18 protein-coding genes are annotated in these 16,972 nt (G+C 36.2%); 10 read left to right on the forward strand and 8 right to left on the reverse strand.

Going from position 1 to position 16,972, the window contains the following annotated elements; genetic code table 11:
- Positions 1-367: 367 nt before the first annotated feature.
- The 5 genes from thrS to IEW94_RS09085 all read left to right on the forward strand — a co-directional run bounded on the left by thrS (position 368) and on the right by IEW94_RS09085 (position 4,543).
- Positions 368-2,302 (forward strand): threonine--tRNA ligase, encoded by a 1,935-nt coding sequence (gene thrS / locus IEW94_RS09065; RefSeq protein ID WP_188652227.1) that lies wholly within the window; start codon positions 368-370, stop codon positions 2,300-2,302.
- A 29-nt stretch (positions 2,303-2,331) separates the two neighbouring features.
- Positions 2,332-2,880 (forward strand): translation initiation factor IF-3, encoded by a 549-nt coding sequence (gene infC / locus IEW94_RS09070; protein WP_262890541.1) that lies wholly within the window; start codon positions 2,332-2,334, stop codon positions 2,878-2,880.
- 66 nt (positions 2,881-2,946) lie between these two features.
- Positions 2,947-3,144, forward strand: a complete 198-nt coding sequence (gene rpmI, locus IEW94_RS09075; RefSeq protein WP_188652229.1) for a 50S ribosomal protein L35 — start codon at positions 2,947-2,949, stop codon at positions 3,142-3,144.
- Between the two features lie 93 nt (positions 3,145-3,237).
- Positions 3,238-3,582 carry a 50S ribosomal protein L20 gene (rplT, locus tag IEW94_RS09080; protein ID WP_188652231.1) on the forward strand — a complete coding sequence of 115 codons (345 nt, stop codon included), beginning with the start codon at positions 3,238-3,240 and terminating at the stop codon, positions 3,580-3,582.
- Positions 3,583-3,727: 145 nt separating this feature from the next.
- Positions 3,728-4,543 carry an HAD family hydrolase gene (locus IEW94_RS09085; protein WP_188652233.1) on the forward strand — a complete coding sequence of 272 codons (816 nt, stop codon included), beginning with the start codon at positions 3,728-3,730 and terminating at the stop codon, positions 4,541-4,543.
- Positions 4,544-4,566: 23 nt separating this feature from the next.
- Here IEW94_RS09085 and IEW94_RS09090 read toward each other — a convergent pair whose 3' ends face one another.
- Entirely contained in the window at positions 4,567-4,989 is a 423-nt protein-coding gene (locus IEW94_RS09090) for a secondary thiamine-phosphate synthase enzyme YjbQ (RefSeq protein WP_188653058.1), read from the reverse strand.
- A gap of 103 nt (positions 4,990-5,092) precedes the next feature.
- On the opposite strand from IEW94_RS09090, the gene IEW94_RS09095 reads away from it, so the two are divergent.
- Together IEW94_RS09095 and IEW94_RS09100 are read left to right on the forward strand one after the other, a co-directional pair.
- The gene (locus IEW94_RS09095; RefSeq protein WP_188652235.1) at positions 5,093-5,524 is read left to right on the forward strand and encodes a hypothetical protein; all 432 of its coding nucleotides are present in this window, start codon (positions 5,093-5,095) and stop codon (positions 5,522-5,524) included.
- A gap of 47 nt (positions 5,525-5,571) precedes the next feature.
- A complete protein-coding gene (locus IEW94_RS09100) occupies positions 5,572-6,042 on the forward strand; it encodes a hypothetical protein (RefSeq protein ID WP_188652237.1) in 471 nt (156 codons plus the stop codon).
- A gap of 5 nt (positions 6,043-6,047) precedes the next feature.
- On the opposite strand, the gene IEW94_RS09105 is transcribed toward IEW94_RS09100, so the two are convergent.
- The 6 genes from IEW94_RS09105 to tgt form a co-directional block, all read right to left on the reverse strand.
- Positions 6,048-7,232 (reverse strand): asparagine synthetase B, encoded by a 1,185-nt coding sequence (locus tag IEW94_RS09105; protein WP_188653060.1) that lies wholly within the window; start codon positions 7,230-7,232, stop codon positions 6,048-6,050.
- A gap of 153 nt (positions 7,233-7,385) precedes the next feature.
- The gene (gene dnaB, locus IEW94_RS09110; protein ID WP_188652239.1) at positions 7,386-8,930 is read right to left on the reverse strand and encodes a replicative DNA helicase; all 1,545 of its coding nucleotides are present in this window, start codon (positions 8,928-8,930) and stop codon (positions 7,386-7,388) included.
- 169 nt (positions 8,931-9,099) lie between these two features.
- Positions 9,100-10,053, reverse strand: coding sequence for an acetyl-CoA carboxylase carboxyltransferase subunit alpha (locus tag IEW94_RS09115; RefSeq protein ID WP_188652241.1), 954 nt, complete (start codon positions 10,051-10,053; stop codon positions 9,100-9,102).
- A 76-nt stretch (positions 10,054-10,129) separates the two neighbouring features.
- The gene (locus IEW94_RS09120; protein ID WP_188652242.1) at positions 10,130-11,026 is read right to left on the reverse strand and encodes a DMT family transporter; all 897 of its coding nucleotides are present in this window, start codon (positions 11,024-11,026) and stop codon (positions 10,130-10,132) included.
- Positions 11,013-12,089, reverse strand: coding sequence for an LptF/LptG family permease (locus tag IEW94_RS09125; RefSeq protein ID WP_188652244.1), 1,077 nt, complete (start codon positions 12,087-12,089; stop codon positions 11,013-11,015). Before IEW94_RS09125 ends, IEW94_RS09120 begins: the two co-directional genes overlap by 14 nt.
- Before the next feature lie 2 nt (positions 12,090-12,091).
- On the reverse strand, positions 12,092-13,222 hold the full coding sequence (gene tgt, locus IEW94_RS09130; protein WP_188653062.1) for a tRNA guanosine(34) transglycosylase Tgt: 1,131 nt from the start codon (positions 13,220-13,222) through the stop codon (positions 12,092-12,094).
- A 175-nt stretch (positions 13,223-13,397) separates the two neighbouring features.
- On the opposite strand from tgt, the gene IEW94_RS09135 reads away from it, so the two are divergent.
- Genes IEW94_RS09135 through IEW94_RS09145 form a run of 3 tightly spaced genes read left to right on the forward strand, consistent with a single transcriptional unit; the run spans position 13,398 to position 15,863 of the window.
- Complete coding sequence (locus IEW94_RS09135; protein ID WP_188652246.1) at positions 13,398-14,243, forward strand: transketolase; 846 nt, start codon at positions 13,398-13,400, stop codon at positions 14,241-14,243.
- Between the two features lie 20 nt (positions 14,244-14,263).
- Positions 14,264-15,217 carry a transketolase family protein gene (locus IEW94_RS09140; RefSeq protein ID WP_188652248.1) on the forward strand — a complete coding sequence of 318 codons (954 nt, stop codon included), beginning with the start codon at positions 14,264-14,266 and terminating at the stop codon, positions 15,215-15,217.
- Between the two features lie 58 nt (positions 15,218-15,275).
- Positions 15,276-15,863, forward strand: coding sequence for an outer membrane beta-barrel protein (locus IEW94_RS09145; RefSeq protein ID WP_188652250.1), 588 nt, complete (start codon positions 15,276-15,278; stop codon positions 15,861-15,863).
- A gap of 68 nt (positions 15,864-15,931) precedes the next feature.
- On the opposite strand, the gene IEW94_RS09150 is transcribed toward IEW94_RS09145, so the two are convergent.
- Entirely contained in the window at positions 15,932-16,933 is a 1,002-nt protein-coding gene (locus IEW94_RS09150) for an FKBP-type peptidyl-prolyl cis-trans isomerase (RefSeq protein ID WP_188652252.1), read from the reverse strand.
- Positions 16,934-16,972 lie beyond the last annotated feature (39 nt).

The raw sequence follows: 16,972 nt of genomic DNA on the forward strand, positions 1-16,972 counted from the left end.
GCTGCAAACATACGACCCTTTTTCCGTTCCGCACAAACTTTTTAAGCCTTTTTTTATCCTTTTTTTTACACCACTTTTTATGGGTTGATCCTGAATTGGTTACATAAATGAAAAACGAAAATTTTTAGAGATCATGACCTTTTTAATGGTGATTGGAAAGCTGTCTTTTGCTCTCAAAATGCGTTAGGGATGGCAATGGCATCCTTTTGCACAGCAAAAGATATAATGGACAGCCCGACCTTGCGCAGCAAGGGAACGCCAAAAGGAATTAAAATGGAAATATGCACATAAAAAAATTATACCTATATATATATTGTATGTCTATGTTTATACTATTATCTTTGCCACCTGAATTTAATTTGATTTCATGATACATATAACATTGCCCGATGGAAGTGTCAAGCAGTTTGAACAAAACGCTACACCTATGGATGTTGCCAAAAGCATCAGTGAAGGATTTGCCAGAAATGTGATTTCGGCAAGCTTTAATGGTACAACTATTGAAACGGTTACGCCTTTAACGACCGATGGTGCTTTGGTTTTGTATACATGGAACAATGATGAAGGCAAAAAGGCCTTTTGGCATTCATCTGCCCACGTATTGGCGCAGGCTCTTGAGGAATTGTACCCAGGCGTTAAGTTGACCATAGGTCCAGCCATTGAAAATGGGTTTTATTATGATGTGGATTTTGGGGAACACAGCATTTCTGAAAAGGATTTTAAGACCATTGAAGATAAGATGCTCGAAATTGCCAGAGGCAAGCATGAGTTTAAGATGCGTTCTGCCAGTAAAGCAGAAGCCTTGTCATTATATAAAGACAATGAGTTTAAAACGGAATTGATTGAAAACCTGGAAGATGGCACCATTACATTTTGTGACCATTCAACGTTTACCGATTTATGCCGTGGCGGCCATATACCAAACACGGGGATTATAAAAGCCGTGAAAATATTATCGGTTGCCGGGGCTTATTGGAGAGGTAATGAAAATAATCCGCAACTAACCAGAGTTTATGGTATTTCATTTCCTAAACAAAAAGAGCTTACCGAATATCTGGAATTACTGGAAGAAGCAAAAAAACGTGACCATAGAAAATTAGGCAAGGAATTGGAACTGTTTACGTTTTCTAAAAAAGTTGGCCAAGGTTTGCCATTATGGTTGCCCAAAGGAGCAGCTTTACGTGAGCGCCTGGAAAACTTTTTAAAAGCGGCACAAAAAAAGGCGGGTTATGAAATGGTAGTAACGCCTCATATTGGCCAAAAAGAACTATATGTGACTTCTGGTCATTATGCCAAATACGGTGCGGATAGTTTTCAACCCATTCACACACCTAAAGAAGACGAAGAGTTTTTGCTAAAACCCATGAACTGTCCACATCATTGTGAAATTTATAACAGCAATCAATGGTCATACAAAGATTTGCCAAAACGTTATGCTGAATTTGGTACGGTTTACAGATATGAGCAAAGTGGCGAGCTACATGGCTTGACCCGTGTAAGAGGCTTTACTCAAGATGATGCCCACTTATTCTGTATGCCAGAACAATTGGATAAAGAATTTAAAGACGTTATTGATTTAGTTCTGTATGTGTTTGGTTCTTTAGGGTTTGAAAATTTTACGGCACAAGTTTCTGTAAGAGATCCTGAAAATCCCGACAAATATATAGGTGATGTTGCTAACTGGGAAAAAGCCGAGCAAGCTATCATCAATGCCGCGACTGACAAAGGCTTGGATTTTGTTATTGAAACCGGTGAAGCCGCTTTTTATGGTCCGAAGTTAGATTTTATGGTAAAAGACGCCTTGGGAAGACGTTGGCAGTTGGGTACTATTCAAGTGGATTATAATTTACCTGAGCGTTTTGATTTAACGTACAAAGGCAGTGATAATGAGCTACACAGACCCATTATGATACACCGAGCACCGTTTGGAAGCATGGAACGTTTTGTAGCTTTGTTACTGGAGCACACGGGTGGTAATTTCCCGCTTTGGCTCATGCCAATACAAGCTATTATATTGTCTCTTAGTGAGAAATATGAAAAATACGCCGAAAAAGTTTTAAATTTGCTAGAAAATAACGAAATTCGCGCCCTCGTTGACAATAGAAATGAAACGATAGGAAAGAAAATCCGGGAAGCCGAAATGCAAAAACATCCATTTATGGTTATTATCGGTGAGAATGAAGAACGCGAAGGTAAAATAACTGTGCGTCAGCATGGTGGAGCAGATTTAGGAATGATTTCTATTGAAGAATTTACAAAAATCATTAAAGAAGAAATAAATAAAACGTTAAAACCGTTCTAAAAATAAGTTTAATTTAAAAAGATAACGCCATAGCAATTAGAAGACGATCACAGCCCAATAGAAGGGTTTCACAAGAGGATAAACATAAAATAAACTCTAAGATTTCAGCACCTAACGTACGTTTGGTTGGAGACAACGTAGAGATAGGTATCTATTCTACCAGAGATGCTTTAAAGATAGCTGACGAACAAGGGTTAGATCTTGTAGAGATTTCACCTAATGCAGATCCTCCTGTATGTAAGGTTATGGATTATAAAAAGTTTCTTTATGAGCAAAAGAAACGAGACAAAGCTATTAAAGCAAAAGCTACCAAGGTAGTTATTAAGGAAATTCGTTTTGGGCCACAGACTGATGACCACGATTACGAATTTAAAAAGAAACATGCTGAAAAGTTCCTTAAAGAAGGTGCCAAACTCAAAGCGTTTGTATTTTTTAAAGGACGTTCAATTGTTTTCAAGGAGCAAGGACAGATATTACTGTTGAAATTGGCTCAAGATTTAGAAGAGTACGGAAAGGTTGAGCAAATGCCACGATTGGAAGGTAAGCGAATGACCATGTTTTTGGCTCCAAAAAAATAAATATCCCCTGAAGCAATTCAGGATTAACAATAATTAAGCGAAATAATTAAAAACTAGGAGAAAAAGATGCCTAAAATGAAAACCAAATCTAGTGCCAAAAAACGCTTTAAGCTAACAGGCACTGGTAAGATTAAAAGAAAGCACGCTTTTAAAAGTCACATCTTGACAAAGAAGTCTAAAAAGCGTAAGCTAGCGTTAACTCACGACACTCTAGTAGATAAAAGTGATGTTAATAGTATTAAAGAACAATTACGTTTAAAGTAATCTGTTCTGGTTAAAACAAATTAATAACCCTGGAGTTAGGCAAAAAATCAAAGTGTCGATTATCGACCGCCTACTACAAAAAAATTAAAAACTATGCCAAGATCAGTAAATTCTGTAGCAAAAAGAGCCCGAAGAAAAAAGGTTCTAAAACAAGCAAAAGGTTACTTTGGAAGACGTAAAAACGTTTGGACAGTAGCCAAAAATGCGGTTGATAAAGCGATGCAATATTCGTACAGAGACCGTAGAAACAAAAAGAGAACATTCCGTGCGTTGTGGATTACACGTATTAACGCTGGAGCCAGACAATATGGAATGTCTTATTCTCAATTTATGGGAAAATTAAAAGCTAATGACATTGAATTAAACCGTAAGGTTTTAGCCGATTTAGCTATGAATAACCCAGAGGCATTTAAAGCCGTAATAGAGAAAGTAAAATAAGGCGTTTCGCCTATTGTAAAACATATTATTCGCTTAATAAAAATCCGGTTCAAATTTGAACCGGATTTTTTATTTCAACAAATTATTACATTGGAAACATCTGTTAAACTGAGAAATCTTATTTTTGCGCCTTAAAATGTTATCTATGGATTTATCCCAAATCAAATTAATTGCCACCGATATGGATGGTACCCTGCTCAATTCAAACCATGAAGTCAGTGCTTTATTTTTTGAATTGTTCGAAAAAATAAAAACGTACAATATTATATTTGTGGCGGCCAGTGGCAGACCACATTACAGTATAGTTGAGAAATTGGGCGCCATAAAAGATGACATTATCATTGTTGCTGAAAACGGAGGCATCGTTACCAAACAAGAAACACTTTTACTATCAACTCCCATTAAAAAAGATAACTTATCACAAGTTGAAACGTTGTTGAACTCAAATAACCACATCCACCCCGTATTTTGTACCCAAACAAAAGCCTATTTTAAGCAGGCTTCCAATGGTCATATTATGCTTTTGACAGAATATTATCCAACTTTTACGGTTATAGACAGTATTGATGAGATTGAAGAAGACATCATTAAAATTGCCTTATATCATGATGAGGATTCTGAAAAATATGTTTACCCTGTTTTTAAGCATTTGGAATCAGATTATAAAATAAAAATATCAGGCAAAAATTGGTTGGACATTTCAGATGATTTAGCCAATAAAGGGCATGCTATTGAATTGATTCAAAAAAACTATAACATATCCAAAGATGAAACCTTGGCTTTTGGCGACTATAATAATGATTTAGAAATGCTAAAACAAGCCACTTATAGTTTTGCTATGGAAAACGCCCATCCAAACATTAAGGATATTGCCAATTTTAAAACCAAAAGCAATGATGACTTGGGAGTGGAATATATTTTGGAAAAGCTTGTTGAGGCAAAAAACACCTTACATGTTTAAGCGCATTAATTAAAAGGTCTAAACTAATTCCCAAATGCAGTTAACACCAATTGCCTGCCACTAGCATGGTTTCTATGTTCACATAAATAAATACCTTGCCATATTCCTAAATTGAGCTTTCCATTGGTTATGGGTATTTGTACCGAAGCCCCAAGCAATGATGCTTTTATATGTGCCGGCATGTCATCAGGTCCTTCAAAAGTGTGTTTGTAATAGGACCTATTTTCTGGAACCATCATATTAAAATGACTTTCAAAATCGCTTCTTACCGTAGCATCTGCATTTTCATTTAAACTTAAACTAGCCGAAGTATGTTTAATGAACACTTGTAATTGTCCTATTCTTATTTGGTTGATTTCTGGTAAACTTTTCTCAATTGCATCAGTAATCAAATGAAAACCCCTTGGATATGGTTTTAATTGTAATTCCTTTTGGTAAAACTTCATAGCTCCTAACATAAACGTTGTTGCTAAATTTAAGGCTCTTTTTTTATTTAACCACGCAACCATTTCGTTTTAAACCATCTATAAATAAAACTATATTTTAATTATGAAACGTTACCTCTTGATTTTGTTTTTTAGTATTGCTTTGACAAGTTGCTCAATAAACACAAACGACACCAGTCAACCACAAGTTATAACGGTTTACTGGAATTTAGTAAACGTAAGTGGTGGTGTTTCTGGTGTTGATATTGACTATAATGTAGGAGATATTGTTTGGTTATTTGACGAAGTAAACACAAAGCTGACCGTTACCAATACCAATACAGATGACACATTAGAAGACGGTTTGGATTCTGGAACATATCCCTATTCAGTAATTAACAATAGCCACGATTTATTTTTATCCATAGACGGAACTGAATTTGGAAGTTTTACGGTTTCAGGAAACCAATTGATAATAGATCAAAATATTACAACTGGCGGAACCGGAGCTGATGGCTATGTTTATACCTTCCAGAAAACAACGGTTATTGAGTAAAAACAATTATCCAACCTTTAAATTAAAAAAACTAACATAGCCAAAACATGAAAAAATTAACTTTAATTGCCCTGCTATTTATAACCGTCTTAAATTATAATTGCAGTTCAGACGACAGCATACATATTGATAAAAATGATTATCTCATCTTTGGCCATTTTTATGGTATGTGCGCTGGTGATGGCTGTGTTTTAACTTATAAGTTAACTGACGACACATTATATGAAGATATAAATCACAACTATTTAGGAACTGATTTGAATTTTAAAGCGTTAGATAACAATACATTTGAACAAGTAAAAGATTTGGCAAACTATGTTCCCTCAGAACTATTAAATGAAACTGAATCTGTTTTTGGTTGTCCCGATTGCGCAGACCAAGGTGGACTATTTATTGAGATTTCAAAAAATGGTGTTGTAAAAAGTTGTCGAATTGATCAATATAAAAATAATGTGCCTGCCTATTTATACACCTTTATGGATCAGGTCAATGAAAAAATCCAGTTGATTAACAATTAAGATTTTTAGGTTTTATGTTTCTTTTTTCTGGCTGCAGGAAACAACACATTATTCAATATTAAACGGTAACCCGGAGAATTGGGATGCAAATCAAGTTCGGTTTTTGAATCGCCTACTCTATGTCTGTAATCTTCAGGGTCGTGACCGCCATAAAACGTAAAAAAGCCTTTTCCCTTTATTCCATGAATATATTTGGCCTCGCCATTGGATTTGTTTTCCCCTAATATCAACACATTTGATTTGATTTCATCTCTTGCAAATGATGTTGTTTGCCCCATAAACCCTTTTATCAAGGCTGTATGATCTTGGCACAACATGGTTGGAATTGGATCCCATTTTGCAGAGAAATCCATTAAGGAAAAATAATCAACCGTTCTTGAAATCATGCGTTTTTGCGTCATATCAATAGATGAGAACTCATAAACATTGGGGTCTCTTTCCAAGGTGAAATTGGTAAAAGCAAAGGTTTTACTGTAATCAATCTTACTTTGGTAATTTGGGTCACTGCCGTCACCATCAAACATGGGCTCACAAATATCGACACCTTCTGCTGCTAATGCTATATCAAAACTATCGGCAGCACTGCACATAGCAAACATAAAACCACCACCTATCACATAATCCCTTATTTTTAAAGCTACAGCCAATTTTTCCTGTGAAACTTTTTCATAACCAAGTTTTTTGGCTAATGCCTCAGCATCTTTCTTCTCTTGTATATACCAAGCGGCTGTTTTATAGGCTCCATAAAACTTGCCAAATTGCCCCGTGAAATCCTCATGGTGCAAGTGCAGCCAGTCATACGCTACCAAACCATCATTCAATACTTCTTCGTCATAAACTGTATCATAAGGAATTTCAGCATAGGTCAAAACCATGGTCACCGCATCATCCCAAGGCTGTTTACCATACGGCGTATAGACTGCTATTTTTGGTGCTTTCTCTAGTACTACCGCATCCATATTTTGGCTGGGACTGCTTATTTCTTCTAAAATTTGTTCTGTTTTAGAATCTGAAAGTAATTCAAAAGAAACACCACGAACTTTACATTCCAGGCGAATATCATCACGATCCGGCAACAAGAAAGAGCCCCCTCTGTAATTTAACAACCATTTTACTTTCAATTGCTTTTCAAGAACCCAGTAGGTAATTCCATAAGCCTTTAAATGATTGGTTTGGCTTTCTGCATCCATAGGAATGAGGATATAAGACGCAAAAGATTGCAAACCAATTATGAGAAAAAAGAATGTTATGATTATTTTTTTCAAAATGAGGCAAAATTTATTTAAGCTGAAAGATACTTAAAAATCAGACCTTGAAAAATATTTTATAACAATATTAAGGAATTAAAATGGTACATCACTGTCATCATCCTCATTAAAGGAACTGCCAAATGCTTGGTCTGGGCTAGCTTTAAAGTTGTCTGATTTAAACGTGTCATCATTGGCCGCCGCATTCATTTTAGAGTGGAACTCAAATGGCGAATCAAAATCATCCAAGTTGTCAAACTTACCTAAATGACCAATAAATTTCAATCGGATGTTGTCCAAACCACCATTTCTGTGTTTGGCTACGATAAATTCGGCTTGCCCTTCTGTTGGAGACCGTTCATCATCATCCCATTCATCAATTTTATAATACTCAGGTCTATAAATAAACGACACAATATCAGCATCCTGCTCAATGGCCCCAGATTCCCGAAGGTCACTTAACAACGGTCGTTTGCTTCCGCCACGCGTTTCAACAGCACGGGATAACTGGGATAATGCAATTACTGGGACACTTAATTCTTTAGCCAATGCTTTTAGGTTACGTGAAATGGTTGAAATTTCCTGTTCCCTATTCCCTCCTTTTTGGCTTCCACCAGCTGTCATTAACTGCAAATAATCAATAATGATCAGTTTAATACCGTGTTGCGATGACAAACGACGGGCTTTGGCGCGCAAATCAAAAATTGACAGCGACGGTGTATCATCAATATACAATGGGGCCTTTTCCAGGCCTTTTACTTTAACGTTTAGCTGTTCCCATTCGTGCTTTTCAAGACGACCGGTACGCAGTTTTTCAGAAGATAATCCGGTCTCACTGGAAATCAAACGGGTTATCAATTGGACCGATGCCATCTCTAAAGAGAAAAAGGCTACCGGAATATTGTGATTAACGGCAATGTTCCTAGCCATGGACAACGTTAAAGCTGTTTTACCCATACCTGGTCTGGCGGCCACAATAATCAAATCGCTTTCCTGCCAGCCCGAAGTTAATTTATCAAGCTTATCAAAACCAGAAGGAATGCCACTTAAACCTTCCTTATTGGATATTTCCTCAATTTTCTTTTTGGCCTGAATAACCAAGCTTTGTGCCGTTTCACTTGATTTTTTTATGTTGCCCTGGGTTACTTCGTATAATTTTGCCTCAGCTTCATCCAACAAATCAAAAACGTCCTTGGTTTCATCGTACGAGTTTTCAATAATTTCACTTGAAATTTTGATTAAACTACGTTGAATGAACTTCTGCAAAATAATCCTGGCATGAAACTCAATATGTGCTGAGGATGATACTTTTTGGGTTAAGGAAATCAGGTAAAAATCGCCTCCAACCAGCTCTAATTTTGAATTTTTCTTTAATTGTGTTGAAACAGTTAATAAGTCAACAGGTTCACTATTTTCAAACAGCTGAAAAATGGCCTCAAAGATATGCTGATGGGCTTCTTTATAAAAAGCTTCGGGGCTTAAAATGTCAATAACTTCATCAACCCCTTTTTTATCAATCATCATAGCTCCAAGCACAACTTCCTCTAAATCAAGTGCTTGAGGTGGAACTTTTCCTTTTTCAAGACTGATAAGGGTGCTTCTATCTACTTTATATCCTTTAATTTGGTTAGGCTGTTCCATAGCTACGAAAGTAATTAAAATGACGCTAGTTTTAAAGTAAAAACAAACTTGGATTATTAACCGTTAGTTAACATTCTAACTGTTAACAACTTAAAAATATTGTCAATAACGATAAAAAAAATCTGAAGCAATGAACTTCAGATTTTACTATGTTATGGTTTTAAAAGGATTACCCTTTAAAGACACCCATTTCTAAATATTTATTCATTCTGTTTTCCACCAATTCTTTTGGTGATAAGTTTTTAAGGGACTCATAGGATTTGGAAATGGCATTGCTCACAATGGCAAATGTTTGTTCCCTATCTCTATGTGCTCCTCCTAATGGTTCTTTAATAATCTCATCAACCATCTTTAACTTTTTCATGTCTTTTGCAGTCAACTTTAACGCTTCTGCAGCTTGTTCTTTGTATTCCCAACTGCGCCAAAGTATGGATGAACAAGACTCTGGAGAAATGACCGAATACCATGTGTTTTCAAGCATTAACACCTTGTCTCCAACGCCAATTCCTAAAGCACCACCAGACGCTCCTTCACCTATGATTACTGTAATGATTGGAACTTTAAGCCTGGTCATTTCCAAAATATTTCTGGCAATGGCTTCTCCTTGTCCGCGCTCTTCAGCTTCCAAGCCGGGATAAGCTCCAGGAGTATCTAACAATGTCACTACTGGAATACCAAATTTCTCAGCAGATTTCATTAAGCGCAGTGCTTTTCTATAACCTTCTGGATTGGCCATGCCAAAATTACGGTACTGACGCGTTTTTGTATTATAGCCTTTTTGTTGACCGATGAACATATAACTCTGGTCGCCAATTTTGCCAAGACCTCCAATCATGGCTTTATCATCCTTAAAACTTCTGTCTCCATGAAGCTCTAAAAACGTCTCGCCACAAATAGCCTTTATATAGTCCATTGTGTATGGCCTATTGGGGTGACGGGACAATTGTACACGTTGCCAAGATGTAAGGTTTTTGTAAATATCGGTTTTGGCCTGTTTTAATTTTTTTTCAATTTGTGAACACGTTTCAGTAACATCTACCTCACTTTCCTCTCCTATCAATCTACATTTTTGTAACTGCTCTTCTAGTTCTTTTATGGGGAGTTCAAATTCTAAATATTCCATAGGAATTTATAATTTTAAAAAGGATTTTTCAATTTAGTTAGCCTACAAATATAAAAACTTTAATCATCATAAGAGTCTAAGATCGCTTTCTTTTTAACAGTCTCTTGTTTTTTAGAATACCATTTAACATGACGGTTACCAGTATGATTGCGGCACCGTAATAAAAAGTCGGGCTCATTCGTTCTTTTTCGGGAAACAGGATCATGGCTATTAAAATTCCGTAAACAGGCTCTAGATTATAAGTTAAAACAACCGTATACGGACTAATAATTTTCATAACATGAACAGCCGCAATAAAAGCGTAAGCGGTACAAACTGAAGCTAAAATAAACAGATAGGAATAGTCTGAAACACTCAAATTAAAAAACTCAAAAGAAAACCCGCCTCTAAACAGCAAAATAAAAACCGTAATAAAAATGACGCCACTGACACATTCATAAAACGAAATAACCGTAGCTGGATATTTTTGCGAAAACTTCCCGTTAAGTACAGCAAACAATGATGACAAGAAAGCAGAGCTAATGCCAAGAACAATACCTGTAAGATATTCTATTTCACTTCGGGTAATCATAAAAATACCAACAATGACAAACACGCCAAAAACAATTTCATACCAAATTATTCTTCGTTTAAAGATTATGGGCTCTATAATTGATGCAAAAAATGCTCCCGTGGAAAACATAGCCAATGCAATGGAAATATTGGCCGCATTAATGGCTCCAAAAAAGGTAATCCAATGAAGCGCTATGATAATGCCAGCAACAAACAGTTTAAAAGCTAATCTAGGTGCTATCCTAATATTGATTTTGGCTATTTTAATGTAAGCAAAAATTAAAATGGATGCCATGAGCATTCTAAACCAAACCAATGGAATGGCAGAAATGGTAATCAATTCACCCAAAATAGCCGTGAATCCAGCAATAAAAACCAAAAGATGCAGGTGCAGGTAATTCTTTAGCTTAGCGTTTTGCATTCCGTAACAGGTATATAGCTAAAATACCGAAAATGACATTAGGAAACCACACCGCTATTAAGGGTGGAAAATTGGATTGTTCTGCCATGACCCCAAAAATCTTATCAAAAAACACAAAAACCATGGCAATACAAATACCGACAGCTAGATTGACACCCATTCCACCTCGCCGTTTGATGGATGATACTGCCACGGCAATAATGGTTAAAATAAATACGGAAACAGGTAAACTCCATTTCCTGTAAAGTACCAATTCATAGCGACCAATATTGGAGGACCCTCTTTCCTTTTCTTTTTTTATAAATCTTGTAAGCTCGCCATAAGGCAATATTTCGGCAATGTATATTACCGGAGTTAAATCCTCTACATCAAATGAAAACAGGGTGTCTTTTCTCTTTTCATTGACTATGGTGTCGTTAAACTTGCCTACATTTCGTTTAACATAATCCACTAATCTGTAAGTACTGTCTTTCTCAATGTATTTAATACTTTTGGCACTGATTTTATATTTCAGTTTATTGTTTTCAATGTGCTCAAGCGTAAAGTTAGTTCCTAGTTTGTTTTGCGCATTAAAACTGCTCACATAAATAAATTCGTTATCGTTTATTTGTCTGAATACATTTCTGTCATCGGTAGGTTTTCTGTCTGGATGCAAATATTTGTAATCAAACTCATTAAAACCTTTACTGGCAATAGGAGCAAGATACATTCCTAAAAACAAAGCCAATCCTGCCGTAATGGTTGCGCCAATTAAATAAGGTCTTAAAAATCTTGAAAACGATACACCTGAACTTAAAAAAGCGACTATTTCTGTATTATTGGCCAGCTTTGAAGTGAACCAAATCACAGATAAAAACAAAAACAATGGAAACAATAAATAGGCAAAGTACACCGTAAATTCCATATAGTAAATGACTATTTCCTTAAATGGAACTTCATTTTCAAGGAGCTTCCCGATTTTTTCAGCTAAATTCACTGTGATACCAATTGGTATAAACAGCAATAGCATCATAAAAAATGTGAATAAATAACGCTTTAATATGTACCAATCAAGTATTTTCAAGTCTAAAGGCGTTTATTCATTTGATTGACCATTTTGTTTTTCCATATACTGAAATCTCCTGCTAAGATATGTTTTCTTGCTTCACGAACCAACCATAAATAAAACCCTAAATTATGAATGGTAGCTATTTGCATTGCCAATAACTCATTAACGGAGAACAAATGTCTTAAATAGGCTTTACTGTAATCAGTATCAACAAATGTCATCCCCATCTCATCTAAAGGCGAAAAATCATCTTTCCACTTTTGGTTTTTTATATTCATGGTTCCGTGTGCGGTAAATAGCATACCATTTCTGGCATTTCTTGTTGGCATAACGCAGTCAAACATATCAATACCTAACGCAATATTCTCTAAAATATTTATAGGGGTACCAACACCCATTAAATATCGAGGTTTATCTTCTGGCAAAACACCACATACAACCTCAGTCATGGCATACATTTCTTCAGCCGGTTCACCTACCGATAAACCACCTATGGCATTTCCCATAGCGCCTGCGTTGGCAATATATTCAGCCGATTGGATACGTAAATCTTTATAGGTACTACCTTGAACTATTGGAAAAAACGCTTGATTATAACCATACTTTAAAGGTGTTTTTTCCAAATGATTGATGCATCTATCCAACCACCTATGTGTCATGTGCATGGATCGTTTTGCATAATTGTAATCACAAGGATACGGTGTACACTCATCAAAAGCCATAATGATATCAGCACCAATACTACGTTGAATTTCCATAACGTTTTCTGGTGTGAAGACGTGATAACTTCCATCAATATGAGATTTAAACTTAACGCCTTCTTCCTTTATCTTGCGATTAGCTGATAAGGAATATACCTGATAGCCGCCAGAATCAGTTAAAATATTACGATCCCAATTCATGAATTTATGAAGTCCACCTGCTTGTTCCAAAATTCCCGTTTGCGGACGGAGATACAAATGGTATGTATTCCCTAAAATAATATCAGGGTTGATGTCATTCTTAAGTTCGCGCTGATGGACTCCTTTTACAGAGGCTACCGTTCCCACAGGCATAAAAATTGGTGTTTCAATAACACCATGGTCTGTGGTAATGGTGCCTGCCCTGGCTTTGCTTTGGCTATCTGTTCCTTTTAAATCAAATTGCATAATCATAAAATCGTAGGTCGGCAAAGATAAATAACTAAAAATTATATTGATTGTTATTAACAAAAAATAAACTTGTTAACAGCAGATAGAGTGGAGCCCAAAATAGCACATTATTAATTTGTTAAACTGTCATAATACATTATTTTTGCGACACAAAAAAATTAAGTATTAAAACATGCCAAACACACAACAATTAAACGATTTGACCATTCAAGTTAGAAGAGACATCTTAAGAATGGTTCATAAAGTGAACTCGGGCCATCCAGGTGGTTCATTGGGCTGCGCAGAATTTATGGTAGCCATGTACAACAGTATTATGGATAGAAAACCCGGTTTTGATATGGACGGAATTGGAAAAGACCTGTTCTTTTTATCAAACGGTCATATTTCACCTGTCTTTTATAGTGTATTGGCAAGAGTTGGTTATTTCCCCGTAGAGGAACTAAGCACGTTTAGATTGATTAATTCACGTTTACAGGGCCATCCTACTACCCATGAAGGATTGCCGGGCGTGAGAATTGCATCAGGTTCACTTGGTCAAGGCATGTCGGTTGCTTTAGGTGCAGCGCAAGCAAAAAAACTTAATGGAGATAACCATTTGGTATACTCACTTCACGGTGATGGCGAGTTGCAAGAAGGACAAAACTGGGAAGCCATCATGTACGCATCTGCTAAAAAAGTTGATAATATCATTGCCACCGTAGATTTAAACGGTCAACAAATAGATGGCGCTACAGATGATGTATTACCAATGGGAAGTATCAAGGCAAAGTTTGAAGCCTTTGGATGGATTGTTCTTGAAATTGAAGAAGGTAACGACATTGATGCTATTTTAAATGGAATGGCTGAAGCCAAATCAAAAACAGGTCAAGGAAAACCGGTTTGCGTGTTGCTTAAAACAATCATGGGGCATGGTGTTGACTTCATGATGTATACGCACGCTTGGCATGGTAAAGCTCCTAATGATGAGCAATTAGCTATTGGTTTAGCGCAAAACCCAGAAACCTTAGGAGACTATTAATTCCCAATCAAAAAAGAAACATGAAAACATATACATATACTGAAAAAAAAGATACAAGAAGTGGGTTTGGTGCTGGTTTGGCTGAACTGGGAAGAACCAATCCTAATGTTGTTGCGCTTTGTGCAGACTTGGTGGGCTCACTAAAAATGGAAAAATTCATTGAAGAAAACCCTGAGCGATTTTTTCAAATAGGGATTGCCGAAGCTAATATGATGGGTATTGCTGCCGGATTGACCATTGGAGGAAAAATCCCGTTTACCGGAACCTTTGCCAATTTTTCAACAGGACGTGTTTATGACCAAATACGTCAATCCATTGCTTACTCGGGTAAAAACGTAAAAATCTGTGCCTCTCACGCTGGATTAACGCTTGGTGAAGATGGAGCGACCCACCAAATATTGGAAGATATCGGACTTATGAAAATGCTTCCAGGCATGACAGTCATCAATCCATGTGATTACAACCAAACAAAGGCTGCAACAATTGCCATTGCAGACCATGAAGGCCCTGTTTATCTACGTTTTGGAAGACCATCAGTACCAATTTTTACACCTGCTGACCAAACATTTGAAATAGGAAAAGCCATCAAATTAACCGAAGGAACTGATGTTACCATTGTTGCTACAGGCCATTTGGTTTGGGAAGCTCTTGAAGCATCAAAAATATTGTTTGAAAAAGGAATTTCTGCTGAAGTTATCAATATACACACCATTAAACCTCTGGATGAAACTGCTATTTTAGAATCCGTTTCAAAGACTGGTTGCATTGTAACGGCTGAAGAGCACAACATTCTTGGTGGATTGGGAGAAAGTGTTGCTAGGGTTTTGGCATTACACAATCCAACTCCTCAAGAGTTTGTTGGGACTAATGATACCTTTGGTGAATCTGGAACGCCTGCCCAACTTATGGATAAGTACGAATTGAATAGTACGGCGATTGTTTCAAAAGCAGAATTAGTCATCAAAAGAAAATAATATTTGTTTGGCAACGTTTTTGATTATGAACAAATCAAATTCAAAAAAAACGAATATTATGAAACGACTATTTTTATTTACAGTATTTTTTGCAACCATTTCAGCATTTACATTCGCCCAAACTGGTAGTGGTTTTGGTATTAAGGCTGGTTTAAATTACAATGCCAACGGTAATTATTTTGATTCAGCTAGTCAAAACGCCAAACATCCTGATAGAAATGTGGGATATCACTTAGGCCTTTTTGGGAAAATAGGCGATCAGTTGTATTTTAGACCAGAGCTCATTTATACCAGTACAAAAAGTGACTATGATAATGATAGCTTTAAAATGCAAAAACTTGACGCACCTATGTTGGTTGGCTTAAAAGTACTTGGCCCCATAAGTGTATTTGGCGGTCCATCTTTTCAATATATCTTAGATTCTAAATTTGGTGATATTACCGTCAATGATGTAAAAAATGATTTTACCGTTGGTCTTAATTTTGGCATTGGACTGAATTTCAGCAAAGTAGGAATCGATTTGAGATATGAGCGTGGTTTTAGTAAAAATGAAGCGACTTTTGTAAACAACATAGGATTGTCTAATCCAAGTAGAATTGACACACGGCCAGATCAACTGATATTAGGACTATCCCTTGAACTTTAAAGACATGTTTAGTTAAAAAACAAAAATCCCGCAAATTGCGGGATTTTTTGTTTTATAATTTCTTTTGTCTAATTAGCATCCAAATAATCTGGAACACCATCGCCATCGGTATCTGTAAAAGTTACAGTAGTTCCTGTAAACGTTCCATCTGACTCTTCTTTTATCTTGATTAGAACCTCGTTTGAAGCCAATGACATATTCTCTATGGCATCTTTGGTTGTTTGATTATACGTTTTAACGACAATTTCATTAGCTGTTAAAATACCATCACCATCATCATCAGTATCGCCATAATTTGGTATATTATCACCATCTGTATCATCATCAGCCAAAGTAAACTCGCCATCACCATTTAAATCTTCTAGATAAGAAGGAATGCCATCTCCATCGTCATCATTTTGGTACATTTGTAATACTTCAAACTTAAAAATTAAAGGGGAATATGAAGGAATATTTGATGTTGCCGATGAAAAATACCCCAATCCGGATGGTATAAACATGACACCCACACCATGGTTCATATAATCTATGGTACCATCACCAACATCAGCAAAACTTTCTGCTGTACTAAAATTAGGCACCGCTTTGCTCCAACCAGGAACTAATGATAACAAATTAAATGTCACAGGGTTAGCTGTGTTATCAAAAACGGTTTCATCCAATAATCTACCCTCATAATTAACGCGAACCTGATCGGCAAATGTAGGTGAATCACCGCCACCTTGATTTAGCTTCAGTATATAAAATTCATAGTCAGTATCTGCATAGGTAACTGTCTTGGTTTCTATGGCATTGATTAACAGTGAATCTGCATCAGTGGATATGTTCATATCACTAGCAACTTCATTTATAACCAAATCTGATATTTTAGGGTCAGTATTACCTTCAAAAGCACTTTTATTATAATAGTGGGTTTCTAAATACCCAACTATAGAGTCATTATCAATGATTTGTTGTTCGCCTCGGTCTCTAATCTCAACTGTAGGGGTACTTGTATTGTTATCTTTTTTACATGATAAAAATCCAAGAGCTAAACATAAAACACATAAAGCGCCTTTTCGTATTCTCATTATTGCTTATTTTTGAGCCGCAAGATACAATTTAAATAT

The sequence above is a fragment of the Yeosuana aromativorans genome, assembly GCF_014646655.1.
In the GTDB taxonomy this organism is placed as follows: domain Bacteria; phylum Bacteroidota; class Bacteroidia; order Flavobacteriales; family Flavobacteriaceae; genus Yeosuana; species Yeosuana aromativorans.